The sequence below is a fragment of the Flavobacterium sp. WC2409 genome (assembly GCF_041200085.1).
GTDB lineage: Bacteria > Bacteroidota > Bacteroidia > Flavobacteriales > Flavobacteriaceae > Flavobacterium.
Window position 1 is genome coordinate 52,829 of record NZ_CP165625.1, and the last position, 16,081, is coordinate 68,909.

A 16,081-nucleotide genomic window follows, 5' to 3' on the forward strand; every position below is an offset into this window, starting at 1 on the left:
TTATTAAAGTACAATTAAAAAAAAATGAAAAAAAGAACCACTTTAATCTTGTTGATGATTTCTTTTATAGGGATTGCACAACAATCAATTGATCAAAAAGTAAATGCATTGCTAAAGCAAATGACATTGGAGGAAAAAATTGGGCAACTCAATCAATATACTGGTAATAACCAGGCAACCGGACCTATAACGATTAATCTAAATAAGGAAACAGAAATTAAGCAGGGTTTAATAGGTTCGATGTTGAATGTTTTAGGAACTCAATATACGCGACAATATCAAGAATTGGCGATGCAATCCCGTCTTAAAATCCCTTTGTTATTTGGACAGGATGTTATTCATGGATACAAAACTACGTTTCCAATTCCTTTGGCCGAAGCGGCTAGTTGGGACTTAGATGCTATGGAACTTTCGGCAAGAATTGCAGCAACTGAAGCGGCTGCAAGCGGAATCCATTGGACATTTGCTCCAATGGTTGATATTGCTCGTGACCCACGCTGGGGACGTGTAATGGAAGGCGCTGGCGAGGATACGTATCTTGGTTCAAGAATTGCTGCTGCCAGAGTTAAAGGTTTTCAAGGGAAACTAGGGGATGTGAATTCAGTTATGGCTTGTGTAAAACATTTTGCTGCTTATGGCGCAGCTGTTGGAGGTAGAGATTATAATTCGGTTGATATGAGTGAGAGAATGTTATGGGAAACCTACTTGCCTCCATTTAAAGCAGCATTAGATGCTGGTGCAGCAACTTTTATGAATTCATTTAATGATCTTAATGGGATTCCAGCTACTGGAAATAAGTATTTGCAAAGAGATATTTTAAAAGGAAAATGGAATTTTCAAGGTTTTGTTGTTTCTGACTGGGGTTCTATTGGAGAAATGGTCAATCACGGTTACGTAAAAGATAATAAGGAAGCTGCATTGGCTGCAATAACTGCAGGAAGTGATATGGATATGGAAAGTAATGCTTACCGCTATCATTTGGCTGAATTGGTGAAAGAAAATAAAGTGCCAATTGCTTTGATTGACGATGCAGTAAAAAGAATTTTGCGTAAAAAATTCGAATTGGGTTTATTTGATGATCCATATAAATACTGTAATCCTGAAAGGGAGCAAGCAGCATTAAATAATCCAGAACATAGAAAGGCAGCAAGAGAAGTTGCGGCAAAAAGTATCGTTTTATTAAAAAATGACAATGCTATTTTACCACTTTCAAAATCGATTAAGACGATTGCTTTCATAGGACCATTAGTTAAAGAACACAAACAGAATATGGGATTTTGGGCTGTTGAATTGCCTGATTTGGATTATGATAAACAAGTAGTTTCTCAATGGGAAGGATTGCAAAATAAAGTTAGTAAAAACACTCAGTTGCTTTACGCCAAAGGATGCGAGACAACTGGAGATACTAAAGAAGGCTTTGCTGAAGCAGTTGCTGTAGCTAATCAAGCTGATGTTGTTGTTTTAAGTGTTGGTGAAAGTTGGAATATGAGCGGAGAAGCTAAAAGCCGTAGTAATATTCATTTACCAGGAGTTCAAGAAGAACTAATAAAAGTCATTCAGGCAACTGGAAAGCCAGTTGTAGTTTTAATCAATGCTGGAAGACCACTGATTTTTAATGATACTGCTGATACTGTCCCTGCTATTCTTTATACATGGTGGTTAGGTACTGAAGCAGGAAATGCGATTGCTGATGTTTTATTTGGAGACTACAATCCTTCGGGAAAATTACCAATGTCTTTTCCAAGAGAAGAGGGACAAATTCCAATTTACTACAATCATTTTAATACAGGAAGGCCTGCGCCAAACGAAACGGCAACTAATTATGTTTCGGCATATATTGATTTAAAAAATAGTCCTCGTTTTCCTTTTGGTTATGGATTGAGTTATACTACTTTTAAATATTCTGATTTGAAATTATCTCAGAATAAAATAAAAAGCAATGAAACAATTGAAGTTTCGGTAACCATAACTAATTCAGGAAAAATAGCTGGAGAAGAAGTAGTTCAATTGTATTTAAGAGATAAAGTGGGTTCAGTGGTAAGACCAATTATTGAACTGAAAGATTTTCAAAAAATAAAATTAAATGCGGGAGAAAGTAAAACAATCCAGTTTCATATTGACAAAGAGAAATTGTCTTTTTACAATGCAGCATTACATTGGATAACTGAACCTGGTGATTTTGATTTGATGATTGGTTCGTCTTCGGCAGATATCCGTTTGAGAGATAGTTTTGAATTAACGAATTGATTTTAGAATAAAATGAGCAATTTAAAAAATGCATTGTTGTTATTTATAATGCCATTTATGGTTTTTGCACAAACTAAAAAAGATACTATAAGGGTATTTTATTTGGGCGGCCAGTCCAATATGCAGGGTTTTGGTTATGTGAAAGAGCTTCCAGATTCTTTAAATAAATCAAATAAAAATGTTTTTATTTATCAAGGAAACCCTGTTGGGGATAATGATGTAGCTGGAGGTTTGGGAAAATGGGATTTTTTAAAGCCAGGTCATGGAACAGGATTTGCATCAGATGGAAAGAACAATATGCTTTTGGATCGATTTGGTATTGAGCTTTCGTTTGCCAAAAAACTACAAGAATTATATCCAAATCAAAAACTTGCAATTATAAAATATGCTAGAAATGGCTCTTCTATTGATAGTAGTGGGACTGCTTATTTTGGTTCTTGGGAACCAGATTTTAGAAGCGGAAAAGGAATCAATCAATACGATTATTTCCTCAAAACAGTTAATAACGCTATGGCCATGAAAGATATAAACGGTGATGGTGTCGAAGATATTTTGATTCCAAGCGGTATCATCTGGATGCAAGGAGAGAGTGATGCCGATAAATCGGAACTAATTGCCAATCAATATTATTCGAATTTAAAAAGGTTGATGGAGTTGATGCGAGCCGCTTTTAGAAATAATGATTTGCCTATAGTAATTGGAAAAATATCGGATTCTGGTGATGATGTCGATGGGAAAATTTGGGCTTATGGCGAATTAGTTCAATATGGACAAGAAAAATTTGCAGCAATGGAACCCCATGTAAGCATTGTACGAACTACAAGTACTTATAAATATACAGACAAATACCACTACAAAAGTGATGGATATATTGATTTAGGAAAAGAATTTGCAAAATCAATTTTCCTTTTGAATAAATAAGAAAACATCTAATTGTAAAGGAGCAACTTTAATTTGAAAAATATTTTAAAACAAAAAAGCCGATAGTTTCTAATAGAAAACTATCGGCTTTTTAAGTAAGGCGTATAACTTATTTTAATATTTTGTTTTTTAGCCACAACCTTGTTGGTTCATCATAAAGCTTTAGACAGGCATAAGCAACAATAATACTTGTAACCAAAGTTAATATGCTGTATGGATACGCTTCGCTAATTTTAATTTTTGTGTCAGCAACCCATCCAGTGTAAATATAAATAAAGGCATAATGCGTGATGTAAATTGGATAGGATATATCACCCAAAAATTTGCAAATACGAGCTGCATTTTTACCTTTTATTTCACCACTAGCTCCTAAATAAACAATTAAGGGAAATAGAATAATGATACTTAAAGAGTCATAAAGGCCATTTTGCCATAAGTTTTCACCACCCCCAATTCGTGGCATTGCTAAAACAAAAACAATTAACAGACTAGACCAGAAGAACGCATTTTTAATAGTTATAATTTTCACTAGTCGGTGCAGTAAAATTCCACCAAAGAAGGGAAACATTAAGCGGGAGAGTCCTATATGAATTTGTGTAGAATCAATTGCCCAGCCACCAATAACATCACCAGTTTTACTAGTAACTGCAAGGTGAATTAATGCACATCCAGATAGGAATACAAGTATGGAAAGTGCTGTTTTTGAAAATTTCCTTACAAAAAGGGCATAAAGAATATTACCTATATATTCATAAAATAAGGACCAGCCTGGGCCATTAAGAGGATGCATTTCGGTCCAACCTCTTATGTCTAAAGAAGGAGGGACTGGTATTAATGTAAACCCTATAATCATAACTAGAATCATTTTCCAAATAGGCACCTCATGAATTGTTGGCCACAAAATAGAATCTTGAAAATAAAAACAAATGGCCCCGATAATCATTCCCATAATGACCATAGGTTGAAGTCTCACCAGTCTACGTTTGAAAAAATCACCAATAGACATTTTTTCCCAACGATCATCATAAGCATAGCTAATAACAAATCCAGAAAGTAAGAAGAAAAAATCTACAGCAAGGTAGCCATGATTTATTATTTGATCCAGATGGCTTGTAGCGTGTGCTTCAAAAATATGAAATGCAACAACCATAATAGCTGCTACACCTCGTAAACCGTCTAGAATGGGGTAGTGGGGTTTTGAATGTAATGCGTTTGTTTTCATCGGTTTATTAATGTGGTTTTTTTAAAATGGTTAGTTTTGTAGTTGTTGTGTAATTTTGACGCAATGTACACGTTTTTTTTATTTGCATTCCTTTTTTTGATAATTTTTCTGTTTTCAGAATAATGCTTTTAGTTAATTTTGTAAGAATTATATTTATTATAATTTAAAATAATCCCATATTCTTAAATATTTACAGTATTTGAGCTTATTTAATAGATTGTGAACTTTGAAAATAATACTTTCTTCTATTTTCTTAAATAAAAAAAACTAAATTGCGAAGATCGAAGAGATGAAAGTGTAATTATCAGAAAAAGAGTTTAATGTTAAAAAATATTTTAGATAACAAGGAAAGATACCAACCAGGCTTATCAATTGATTGTGTCATTTTTGGGTTTCATGATAACCAGCTTAAAGTGTTGCTAATAAAAACCAAGTATAGCAACAAATGGTCTTTGCCAGGAGGATTTGTCCCTGTAGATCAAGATATTGATCAGGCTGCAGTAACAGTTTTACACGATAGGACTGGATTGGAAGGTATATTTTTGAGGCAGTTTTCAACTTTTGGAAAAGTCAAAAGGAATAATTCGGATTTTAGTCAAGAGGTTTTAAATTTTCATTCTATTCCAATAGAAGAAGGGGAATGGTATTCTAACCGTTTTGTAACTGTAGGCTATTATGCTTTAGTTGATTTTTTTAAAACAATGCCCAATCCAGAAGGGAAAAACGGAATTGTAGAATGGATTGATCATAATGCTGTTCCTGATTTGATTATTGATCATAAAGAAATTTTAGATAAAGCATTAGAAACACTGCGGGTAGAATTGAATTTAATGCCAGTAGGGTATAATTTACTTCCTGAAAAATTCACGATTCCAGAATTGCAAAAATTGTATGAAACTATCCTTGGTAGAACGCTTGATAGAAGGAATTTTCTTCGTAAAATAACTGCGATAGGAATTTTGATAAAATTGGATGAAAAGAAAAGTAATGTTGCTCATAAAGCGCCCAATTTATATAGTTTTGATAAACATAAATATGAAGAAGTGGTTAAAAATGGACTGACTCAAGGCTGGTAATTTTGTAACAATTTAGTTCTAAGGAAAGAATTTACTAACTATTTTATTAGGTCATTTTTCTTTATTTTTGAGACACATCTCTTTTTATTTAATAATAAATATTTATAATTTAAAAATCATGCAACAGGCTGAAAAGTTATCAAAATTGAATGTTTTTTTGAAAGAAGTGAAAATTAATGACACTAATTTTCATCTTAGATTGGGAGCAAATTTTCCAATTATAAATGATTTATTTCAAAAACTATATTCGGATAGCCCCAATAAAGAGGAAGCGTTTCAATTGCTAATGCAGTCTTTAGTTAAAAATTTTGAAAATCGATCTGATTTTCAAAAGAAACGAGATTTGAACCGTGTATCTAATCCCAATTGGTATTCAAGTGAAAAAATCGTTGGAATGATGTTATATGTTGATCTTTTCAATATTGATTTCAATGGGCTAAAAGCAAAAATCCCTTATTTTCTTGATTTGGGTATTAATACGGTGCATTTAATGCCTTTTTTGGATGTTCCAGAATTTGAAAATGACGGTGGATACGCTGTGCGAAATTATCGCGAAGTGAATCCTAAGTTTGGTTCTATGGATGATTTTGAAGCTTTGGTTACTGAGTTTCAAAAAAACGATATGAATCTAGTCATGGATTTAGTGCTGAATCATTGTGCTGATGAACATGAATGGGCTGTAGAAGGCCGTAAAGGGAATCCAAAATATAAAGATTTTTTCTATTTCTTTCCAGATAGAACTTTGCCTAACGCTTATGAAAAGTCGATGGTTGAGATTTTTCCAGATACCGCTCCAGGAAACTTTACTTATTTGCCTGAAAATGATAAATGGGTGATGACTTTGTTTTATGGCTACCAATGGGATTTGAATTATAAGAATCCAATGGTTTTGGCTGAAATGATTGATATTATGTTGTTTTGGGCCAATAAAGGTATCGATATTTTTCGTTTTGATGCAGTTGCATTTATGTGGAAGGAAATTGGCAAATTCAACCAAAATTTACCCGAAGTACATTTATTATTGCAACTTTTTAAATTGTGTGGGCAAATTGTTTCCCCAGGTGTAGCTTATATAGCTGAAGCGATTGTAGCTCCAGATGAGATTATAAAATATTTTGGACAAGGATTATCACAAGGGGATGAATGTGATATCGCTTATAACGCTAATTTCATGGCTTTAAGTTGGGAAGCAATGGCTACTCGCAATACAAATTTGCTTAAAAAATCAATGAGAGCGGTTCCTACAAAACCTAGAAATACAACTTGGATCAATTATGCAAGATGTCACGATGATATAGGATTTGGTTTTGATGATAAATTAGTGACTGAATTAGGGCTTAATAGCTTACAGCACCGATTGTATATCTTGAAACATTATTGTGATGGATTTAATGGGAGTTTTGCTTTAGGGCAGCGATTTATGATTGAGCATGAAACGGGTAATGCTCGAATTTCGGGATCCATGGCTGCTTTATGTGGTTTAGAAAAAGCATTAATTGAAAATAATGTGAAAGAAATTCAAATTGCCATAAAGAGAATTAATTTGCAACATGCCGTTATTTTGTCTTTAGGAGGATTACCAATGATTTATAGTGGTGATGAGGTAGGTTTGCCTAATAATTATGATTATTTAAATGATGAAAGTAAAAAGTATGATAATCGCTGGCTCCATCGTTCTAAAATGAATTGGAGTTTGGTCGAAAATATAGAAGATTCTCCATCGGCACAAGCTCAGGTCTACAAACAGTTAAAGCAATTAATTAGAATTAGGAAACAAACTCCAGCTTTCGCAGATAACAATGATTTGCAATATATCGATTATGAAAACAGTCATTTGTTAATATATAAAAAAACAGATTCTCAAGGGAAAGAAGTATATGTTATCTCGAATTTCTCAGACTATGATACTTTTTTTAATAGTAACGTGTTTGAAAATTTAAAAAGCACAAAATTATTTAATTTACTTACTGGAGAGGATTTTGATATTCAAGAAATTAATTTCATCAGTGCGTATGATATTTTGTGGCTGAAAAAATAAGTTAAATTAAACCTGTAAAAAAACTCCATTATTTCTAATGGAGTTTTTTGTGATCGATGATCGGTTACAATCGAACACTTGATAGTAATATTGGCACTTTTCGATATTTATAATAGTAATTATGCTTTGAGGATTTACAGTTATCTTGGTATCGAATAAAAATGGTAAGCATTGGAATGGAAAGCGTAAACTTCAGCCCGCTTACATGGGAGTATCTCAGCATTCACCTTGCTTTTCGAATGAAATATTTTAATAGTGAAATAGTTAATTTGAATTTATTTTTTTGAATTGCAACGGACTAAGACCGACTTCTTTTTTAAAAAGTCTTGAAAAATAAGACATATTATCAAATCCAAGAGAATAAGCAATTTCAGACACTGTTTTGTCGTCAATTATCAGAAGGTTTTTTGCTTCAGATATTAAAAATAAATGAATATGCTCTAAAGCCGTTTTTCCGCTTTCCTGTTTAAGTAAATCGCTTAGATAGCGCGGACTTAAATGCAATAGTTCTGCAAGTTGATTAACCGATGGAAGACCCTTATCGAGTTGTCCGTTATTTACATATTGAGCAAGAATTTCATTAAATTTAGTTACCGTTTTACCGGAAATTTCAAAGCGGTTTATAAATTGACGCTTGTAAAATCGCTGTGCATATTTTAATAATGTACTAATATTAGAAAGTATAATTTCTCGACTATATTCGTCTTGGTTATTATAATATTCGTTTTCTATTTTATGAAAAATATCCCAGGCTATTTTTTCTTCCTGAGGAGAAAGATGTAGCGCTTCGTTAGTTTCATAATCAAAATAATTATAAGTAGAGAGTTCGTTGCGAAGCGGTTTACCATTAATAAAATCTTCATGAAAGAAAATTAGAAATCCATCTTCGTCGAATTCAAGGTTTTTCATTTCTATAACCTGTCTTGGTTTTACAAACATCATAGAACCACGTTCATGATCATATTTTGTACGTCCATACATGACAACTCCGGCTTTTAGTTTTTTGAACCCAATCATATAAAAATCACTTGTAAATTCGCGGTCACCTAAAGAACACTTGTCTTTACAACGATAAATACTTATTAACGGATGTTCTGGTTTTGAAAAACCATTTTCACGATGCAATTCTGCCAGATTTTTATAATGTTTCATCTTTTCAGTATTTAAGACAGTACAATCTACAGAATTTAATCTGATAGATTGTACTAATTTTAATTTTTAATGACCGTGTGCATTTGCAGAAACTTCTTTCCATTCTTCAAATTCAGCAAGACGTTCCGCATAAACCTTTTTAACGGCAGGATAAGCTACTTTTCCTAAAAGGAAATGTAAAGGTGGTTTTTCACTATCTATCAATGCCAAAACTGCTGTGGCTGTTGTTTCGGGATTTCCCCAGCCATCTGGAACTGGTGCTTCAAAGAAAGCTTTTTTAAGTGGAGCATAAGTTTCAGTAGGTTCAGTCTGAAAAGCTGAAGCACCGGACCAATCTGTTGCAAAACCATTTGGTTCTATTAAACTCACTTTAACCCCAAATTCTGTAAGTTCAGTAGCCAATGTTTCAGTCAGACCGTTAACGGCATATTTTGATGCGTTGTAAAGTCCTAAAACCGGTAAAGTTACCAATCCTAAAAAGCTTGAAACCTGAATTACGTGACCACTTTTTTGCTCACGAAAAATAGGCGTTATAGCTTGGGTAACCCAAAGTACACCAAAAAAGTTAGTCTCCATTTGAGCACGCGCTTGTTCTTCTGTTGTTTCTTCAATTGCACCAAACAATCCAAAACCTGCGTTGTTTATAACTACATCTATACGATTAAAATGATCTTTTGCTTTTTGTACTGCTGTAAAGCATGCTGCACGATCATTAACATCGAGTTGAATAGGAAAAATGGCATCGCCAAATTCAGCTACAAGTTCTTTTAGATTTTCTAAATTTCTTGCAGTTGCTGCTACTTTATCGCCACGTTGTAAGAGAGCTTTTGCCCAAATTTTACCAAAACCTCTTGAGGCTCCTGTAATCAAAATTATTTTTGACATGATTAATTATATTAAAATTATATCAACAAAGTTACATAGACTGTGCATGAAGGATTTTCACAAAAGTGGGAATTACTGGTACATTTTAACGGAGTTAAAAGTCTAATTCGATATGCTGCGGGTACTCTTGAATTTGATAAATAAGCAATTTCAAAATCGCTTAAAACTGGTCTTCTCAATATGTTTCCAGATCTGGATTATGGAATATGGGAGGTTTCTGCCAGAATTTTGTTCGAATGATAATTGGTTTCTTTTTGGATAATTTCCTTAGTCAAATTCAGCATATGGCTGTGCTACTTCTGGAAGAAAGATTCCAGTGTTTCGCATGTTTTCTGAAATCGTAAGAAATAAGTCGTATTAAAAAGCTCAAAAACCAGCTTGGGCTTCGAAAATAGAATCGATTATTAATGATGAAAACTGGGGAAATTTGTATTTGAACAAACTAGTAAATGAGTTAGGCTTGTATCTTGTTTATTTATCAAGAAAATTTCCAGAGTATTTTAATGTGGACTTCGCAGATTATATTCGTGAAAAAAAGCTAGAACAAGGGAAGTTTATTTCATTAAAATAAATCGATTACTAATTCAGCTATTTCACATCAATGCGGATTTTCGGATGAAAGCCATTTTTCGAGATATTTATAGCAAAGTTCAAAATGACGCCAAAGCAATTCCAAAAAACAGTTCAAAAAGATAAGAATATGCCATTAGGTTTGCAATCTGCTATTTTAAGTTTTTTAAATTCTATATTTTTGTTTTCAGATAAAACGATATCAGTATGTATAATTTCAAAAATGATTATTCAGAAGGTGCTCATCCTTCTATTTTAAATACGCTTTTAGCAACTAATATGGTACAACAAATAGGTTATGGAGAAGATGATTATTCGGCTCAAGCAAAAACTATTTTAAGAAATAAAATGAGTAATGCTAATGCAATTATCTATTTTGTGTCTGGAGGGACGCAAACTAATCTTCTTGTTATTACTACCTTGCTACGATCACATGAAGCGGTTATTAGTGCAAAAACTGGGCATATTTATGCTAATGAAACTGGAGCTATAGAGGCAACAGGGCATAGAGTAATTACTGTTGAGACACAAGATGGGAAACTTAGACCATTAGATATTAAAAAAGTGTTGCAAGATCATTTATTAAGACCACACGTTGTAAAACCAAAAATGGTTTATATCTCTAATTCAACCGAAATAGGTACGATTTATAATAAAGAAGAATTGCAAGAGCTATCTGAATGTTGCAAATCGGAAGAGTTGTATCTTTTTTTAGACGGGGCAAGATTAGGACATGCACTAATGGCTGAAAACAATGATTTGACTTTGTCTGATATTTCAGCACTTACCGATGTGTTTTATATTGGGGGAACAAAAAATGGAGCTTTGCTTGGTGAAGCAATTGTGTTTAATACTGTAAAACTAGCAACAGATTTTGATTATTTATTGAAACAAAAAGGAGCGCTATTGGCAAAAGGAAGAGTGCTGGGGATACAGTTTCTGGAGTTATTCAAAGAGGACTTGTATTTTACTTTAGCAAAATATGCTAATGCTATGGCAATGAAAATTGCAGATGCAATTAAAGATAAAGGATATTCTTTTTTAACAAATTCTACTACAAACCAAATATTTCCTATTTTACCCAAAGATATAATTGAAAAATTAACTCAAAAATATGCGTTTTATGTGTGGAAAGATATTGATGAAAATACATCTGCTATACGTTTAATTACATCATGGGCAACAGACGAGAATAAAGTGAATGAGTTGATTGATGATTTAAAGAAACTATAAATTTAAACTCAATAGTAGGGAATGATTTTGGTGAATTGCTCAAAAAATTTCTAAACAAAAAAAAACCTCCAAAATCAAATGACTTTAGAGGTTTCTAAGTTATGGTGGGCGATGAGGGGTTCGAACCCCCGACCCCCTCGGTGTAAACGAGGTGCTCTGAACCAGCTGAGCTAATCGCCCTAACACAATTTGTAAATTTTCATTTCCTTATTGCGAGTGCAAATATAGACTAGTTTTTCGCTTACGCAAAACATTTATATGAATATTTTTTTATTTTTTTTATTTGATTTATATCTTGTTGAATTTTAATTTGTTGGGATTTTAAAAACGAAATAAAAAAACTCCATTTGATCAAAGATAAGTGGAGTTTTAAAAGTTTCTAGGAATTATTTGGAAAGTGTGGGCTCATTATGGTACAAATAATCGCCATGTATTCCAGTAAAGGCCTTGTTTAATTCGGCAAAGAATGCTTTTCGATCTTCTTCTTTTGGCCATGCGAGTTGAATTAACTCATTTTGTTTGTCGTTAGCTTTTTCTAAATCAGATAAGGAATCGTATAAATAGGCTTCCAAGAAGTCTCTGCTATCAGATCCCCAGGAATGACGATGTGGGTAGTATGCTTTTATATAGGGGTTGTTCAGTGTTATTTTTTCGTTGAATTCTTTTAACCCTTTTCCCTGTCCATTCAATGACATTTGAGATTTTCTAATATATACAATCATGGGTTCTTTGGAAGTAGTTTTAAGGTCTTTGCTTCCAGCAGCTACTGTAGTGTATATTTCATCTGAATGCATTGGGCCATAATAACTAGTGTATTTGTCAAAAAAGGCCTTTCTTGCTTTCTCATCAGGCCATCCTTTTTTAATCAAGTCATTTGATACGTCATTGGCTTTTTCTATATCTTCCCATGTTTTGAATACTGAGACGAGTAAAACTTCGGAGCTATTTTCAGTATAATAATGGTTTAATAGTTCGGAACCTATTATTAAATCATTCTTACTAGTTACTTTGTCAAAGTACTCCTGTTCTGTTTGCTTCCAATCTTTTCGGTCAGTATCTAAGTTTCGATGCAATGTGGTTACCGTAACGAATACTGGTTTTGGGTCTTCTTGAGCATGTAGTTTGATACTCAATAGGAGCGTTAAAATTAACATTCCTAATACTAAATTTCTGCTTTTTTTCATGATAATTTTGTATTAAATGATTAATTACTAAAAACGAGTATTAAATTTAACACATTAACAGTCAGAAACTTATCTTTTTTTAAAATATTTTTTAACACAAAAATAGCTTTGTAATCTATATCCCTTTGTTTAAAGGTAATTCGGCAACTACAAAAGTGCTTCCGCCGATATAAATAAAATCATTTTTTGTAGCATTATTCCTAACGGATGCGTATGCATCTGATACAGAGCGGTATGTATTTCCTGTTAGATTGAATTTTTTAGCTGTAGTTTGTAAGATTTCGGCATCTAATCCACGGGGAATGTTGGGTTTACAAAAGTAGTAAATAGCGTCAATTGGGAATAAAGGTAGAATTTCATTCAAATCCTTGTCATTTACTAAACCAAGGACAATATGTAATTTCTCAAATGTTTCTTTTTCTATTTGATGTAGTACAATAGATAAACCTTCTTTATTGTGAGCGGTATCACAAATGATTTTAGGGGAACTTCCTAATTGTTGCCATCTGCCTTGAAGTCCAGTATTTTTAACAACGTTCAATAATCCGTTTTCAATATTAACTTGGGTAAGACTAAATTCATTTTGCGTATTTAGAATACTGATCGTTTGAAGAACTGTTTTTTTATTGAATTCTTGATAGTCACCAATTAAATCAGATGGGAATGTTTTTGAAATTAAGTCCGAAGCAAAATAAATTTCAGAATTACATTCTGTAGCCTTTTTAATAAAGACTTCTTTTGTTTCAGGAGTATATTCTCCAATAACCACTGGAATTTCAGGTTTGATAATTCCTGCTTTTTCAAAGGCTACTGCTTCTAGCGTATTTCCTAAAAACTGCGTGTGATCTAATCCTATATTGGTAATTACGGATAGTAATGGGGTAATGATATTGGTCGCGTCGAGTCTTCCGCCCATACCTACTTCGATAATGGCAATATCTACTTTTTCTTTCGAAAAATAATCAAATGCAAGACCAACACTCATTTCAAAAAAACTGATTTCATTGGACTCAAAAAATGATTTATTTGTATTGATAAATTCGCAGACGAATTCTTCTGAAATATCTATTCCATTAATTTTTATGCGTTCTCTAAAATCTTTTAAGTGCGGGGAGGTGTATAGCCCTACTTTGTAACCAGCCTCTTGTAAGATGGAGGAAAGCATGTGTGAAGTAGATCCTTTTCCATTAGTGCCTGCTACATGAATACATTTTAAATTTTTATGCGGATTAGCAAGATGATTAATCAGGAGGTGTGTGTTTGTTAGATCTTTTTTATAGGCCGATGCACCCTGAAGTTGATACATAGGAAGTTGATTGAACATCCATTCTGTAGTTTCTTGATAATTCATTTTATTGCAAAGTTTAGAAAATTGAGTTCAATTTTCAAATAAATATTATTCTCCTAATTTGAAGTTCACAGTGATGAAACCTATTTGTGTTTCGGGAGCATTTGAGTCAGGTTGCCATTTGTATTTTCTAGCTGTCGCTAATGCGGGTTCTACAAGACAAGGGTTTGTGTTTGTTGTTCCTTTGGTATATTTTGCAGCAACGACATTTCCGTTTCGGTTAACAGTTATTTGAACGACAACTGTTCCAAATTCATTACATTTTTGTACTTCTTTACCTCTAGAACTAATACTTCTTCCATTTAAACCCCATCCGCTACCATTTCCTGTTCCAGTGCCAGAACCGTAATAACTATTAGCGTATGGATCTCCATTTAAGCTTCCTTTATCACCCGCTACGTTATCGTTTCCTTCTCCTCCTTTGGATTTTCCATCAGATTTTGGACCGTTTATCAAACTGGATAAGGCATCTGAAGTACTTTTTGAGGGTTTTGGATTTTCTTTTGGTTTTGGTTTTACCTCTTCTGTTGCAACTTGTTTAGTGGGTTGCGCTTTTTTAACCTGTTTGATAACAACTGCTTCTTCAATATCTTGAGCTAGTATTTCGTCTTCACTAGATGCAGCCTGCTTGGCAGCTGTAGGTTGTGGTGCTGATTGAATGGCTTCGGTAGGTTGAATGTCTCCAGACCCAAACTCTGAGGTTCCAAAATTGATTGCTATTCCATTTTCTGGTGGTGGATCTAAAGAGGTTAGTCCTAAATAAAAAAACAAGATGAACATCAACACAAAAAGAACTGATGTGATAACGAATGACTTTTTTTCTTCTTCTGTTTCTAAATATTTCATGTAGAATAGATCTGTTTTTTTTTGAAATGCAAATAAAATTATTTTGGCCTAACAGCCAAAACTACTTTGATTTGGTTTCTGTTTGCAATATCCAAAACGTTTACGGCTTTTTCGATTGGCACTCCTTCTTCAGCTCTTAGAATAATAGCTTTGGTTTTATCAGCAGAAAATAATGCTAATAATTTTGATTCTAATTCAGTTTCGGAAACAGGTTCTTTATCAATAAAAAACTCTAATTTTTTATTGATACTTACGGCAATATTTTTATTACTATCCGTTTTTCCTTTTGCTTTTGGTAGTACTAAATCTAAAGCATTAGTGGTTACCATGGTGGATGTTAGCATAAAGAAAATAAGTAATAAGAACACAATATCAGTCATTGATGACATATTGAATTCGGCACTTACTTTATTTCGTCCTCTTAAATTCATAAGTAGATTTTATTTTTTTTATTAAAATGCTTAGTTTTAAGCAGGATCGTTTAATAAATCCAAAAAGTCAACCGCATTTGCCTCCATTTGGTGAACAATTTTATCCGTTTTTACTACTAGGTGGTTGTACCCTACAAAAGCAATAATTCCAACTACTAAACCAACTACAGTTGTTGTCATGGCAGTATAGATACCTTCAGAAAGTGCACCAACTTCAATTTGACCTCCAGCAGTTGCCATTTTATGAAATGCTTGAATCATACCTACAACGGTTCCTAAGAAACCAGTCATTGGACCTGCTCCAGAAATAGTTGCTAGCATACTTACGTTTTTTTCAAGCTTGTAAATTTCTAGTTTTCCGGCGTTTTCTATAGCAGTATTGATGTCATCAAGAGGCTTTCCAATTCTTGAAATTCCTTTTTCAATTAATCGTGCAACAGGAGATTTAGAATGGGCACAAGCTATTTTAGCATTGTCAATGCGACCATTTTTAATATTTTCTTTAACTTGACCCATGAAATTCACATCGATTTTTGATGCTGCATTGATAGCCATTAAGCGTTCGAAATAAAGGTATAGCGCTACAAAAAACATTAGGAATAAAGAGGTCATAATGATCTGACCAGCTAATCCTCCGCTAGTTATTAATTCAATTATAGATAAAGTTTTTTCTACAGGAACCGTTTCGGCTAAACTTTCACGAGCAACAGATAAGGTATCTGCTTGTAACAATATGTTCATAAAATTTTCTTTATTATGGAAACGCTAATATATTATAAAAATTGTTATTTTTTAGGATAAAAATGGTAAACAAATATTAATTGTTTTTGCTGCTTATTTTAGTTTAAATGTAAAAAGTCCGTTTGATAGATTCGGTTTAAAACGGATCTGTCAAACGGACTTAAAATGAACTAATATTGCCTTTTTA

At 33.1% G+C, this 16,081-nt stretch carries 13 protein-coding genes and 1 tRNA gene; 5 read left to right on the forward strand and 9 right to left on the reverse strand.

What is annotated here, in order from left to right:
* The first annotated feature begins 24 nt into the window (after positions 1-24).
* Complete coding sequence (bglX, locus tag AB3G34_RS00170) at positions 25-2,247, forward strand: beta-glucosidase BglX (RefSeq protein ID WP_369753089.1); 2,223 nt, start codon at positions 25-27, stop codon at positions 2,245-2,247.
* Between the two features lie 12 nt (positions 2,248-2,259).
* Positions 2,260-3,168 (forward strand): sialate O-acetylesterase, encoded by a 909-nt coding sequence (locus AB3G34_RS00175; RefSeq protein WP_369753090.1) that lies wholly within the window; start codon positions 2,260-2,262, stop codon positions 3,166-3,168.
* A 109-nt stretch (positions 3,169-3,277) separates the two neighbouring features.
* Here AB3G34_RS00175 and AB3G34_RS00180 read toward each other — a convergent pair whose 3' ends face one another.
* A complete protein-coding gene (locus AB3G34_RS00180; protein WP_369753091.1) occupies positions 3,278-4,390 on the reverse strand; it encodes an acyltransferase family protein in 1,113 nt (370 codons plus the stop codon).
* A 320-nt stretch (positions 4,391-4,710) separates the two neighbouring features.
* Between AB3G34_RS00180 and AB3G34_RS00185 the strand changes: the two genes are divergently transcribed.
* Positions 4,711-5,466, forward strand: coding sequence for an NUDIX domain-containing protein (locus AB3G34_RS00185; protein ID WP_367773463.1), 756 nt, complete (start codon positions 4,711-4,713; stop codon positions 5,464-5,466).
* A 118-nt stretch (positions 5,467-5,584) separates the two neighbouring features.
* Positions 5,585-7,504, forward strand: a complete 1,920-nt coding sequence (locus AB3G34_RS00190; protein WP_369753092.1) for an alpha-amylase family protein — start codon at positions 5,585-5,587, stop codon at positions 7,502-7,504.
* A gap of 264 nt (positions 7,505-7,768) precedes the next feature.
* Here the strand turns inward: AB3G34_RS00190 and AB3G34_RS00195 are convergent, their stop codons facing one another.
* Both AB3G34_RS00195 and AB3G34_RS00200 read right to left on the reverse strand, forming a co-directional pair.
* Positions 7,769-8,656 (reverse strand): helix-turn-helix domain-containing protein, encoded by an 888-nt coding sequence (locus tag AB3G34_RS00195; RefSeq protein ID WP_367773466.1) that lies wholly within the window; start codon positions 8,654-8,656, stop codon positions 7,769-7,771.
* 66 nt (positions 8,657-8,722) lie between these two features.
* On the reverse strand, positions 8,723-9,541 hold the full coding sequence (locus tag AB3G34_RS00200; RefSeq protein ID WP_367773468.1) for an SDR family NAD(P)-dependent oxidoreductase: 819 nt from the start codon (positions 9,539-9,541) through the stop codon (positions 8,723-8,725).
* Between the two features lie 777 nt (positions 9,542-10,318).
* Here AB3G34_RS00200 and AB3G34_RS00205 point away from each other — a divergent pair.
* On the forward strand, positions 10,319-11,344 hold the full coding sequence (locus AB3G34_RS00205; protein ID WP_369753093.1) for a low specificity L-threonine aldolase: 1,026 nt from the start codon (positions 10,319-10,321) through the stop codon (positions 11,342-11,344).
* Positions 11,345-11,446: 102 nt separating this feature from the next.
* Here AB3G34_RS00205 and AB3G34_RS00210 read toward each other — a convergent pair.
* From AB3G34_RS00210 to AB3G34_RS00235, 6 genes are all read right to left on the reverse strand, one after another.
* Positions 11,447-11,524: transfer RNA gene (locus AB3G34_RS00210), tRNA-Val, on the reverse strand.
* Positions 11,525-11,730: 206 nt separating this feature from the next.
* Entirely contained in the window at positions 11,731-12,528 is a 798-nt protein-coding gene (locus AB3G34_RS00215; protein WP_367773472.1) for a hypothetical protein, read from the reverse strand.
* Positions 12,529-12,643: 115 nt separating this feature from the next.
* Complete coding sequence (locus AB3G34_RS00220; RefSeq protein ID WP_367773474.1) at positions 12,644-13,879, reverse strand: folylpolyglutamate synthase/dihydrofolate synthase family protein; 1,236 nt, start codon at positions 13,877-13,879, stop codon at positions 12,644-12,646.
* A gap of 45 nt (positions 13,880-13,924) precedes the next feature.
* Positions 13,925-14,722, reverse strand: a complete 798-nt coding sequence (locus AB3G34_RS00225; RefSeq protein ID WP_369753094.1) for an energy transducer TonB — start codon at positions 14,720-14,722, stop codon at positions 13,925-13,927.
* 38 nt (positions 14,723-14,760) lie between these two features.
* Positions 14,761-15,153 (reverse strand): ExbD/TolR family protein, encoded by a 393-nt coding sequence (locus AB3G34_RS00230; protein ID WP_367757099.1) that lies wholly within the window; start codon positions 15,151-15,153, stop codon positions 14,761-14,763.
* Between the two features lie 36 nt (positions 15,154-15,189).
* The gene (locus AB3G34_RS00235; protein ID WP_367757101.1) at positions 15,190-15,894 is read right to left on the reverse strand and encodes a MotA/TolQ/ExbB proton channel family protein; all 705 of its coding nucleotides are present in this window, start codon (positions 15,892-15,894) and stop codon (positions 15,190-15,192) included.
* Positions 15,895-16,081: the final 187 nt, after the last annotated feature.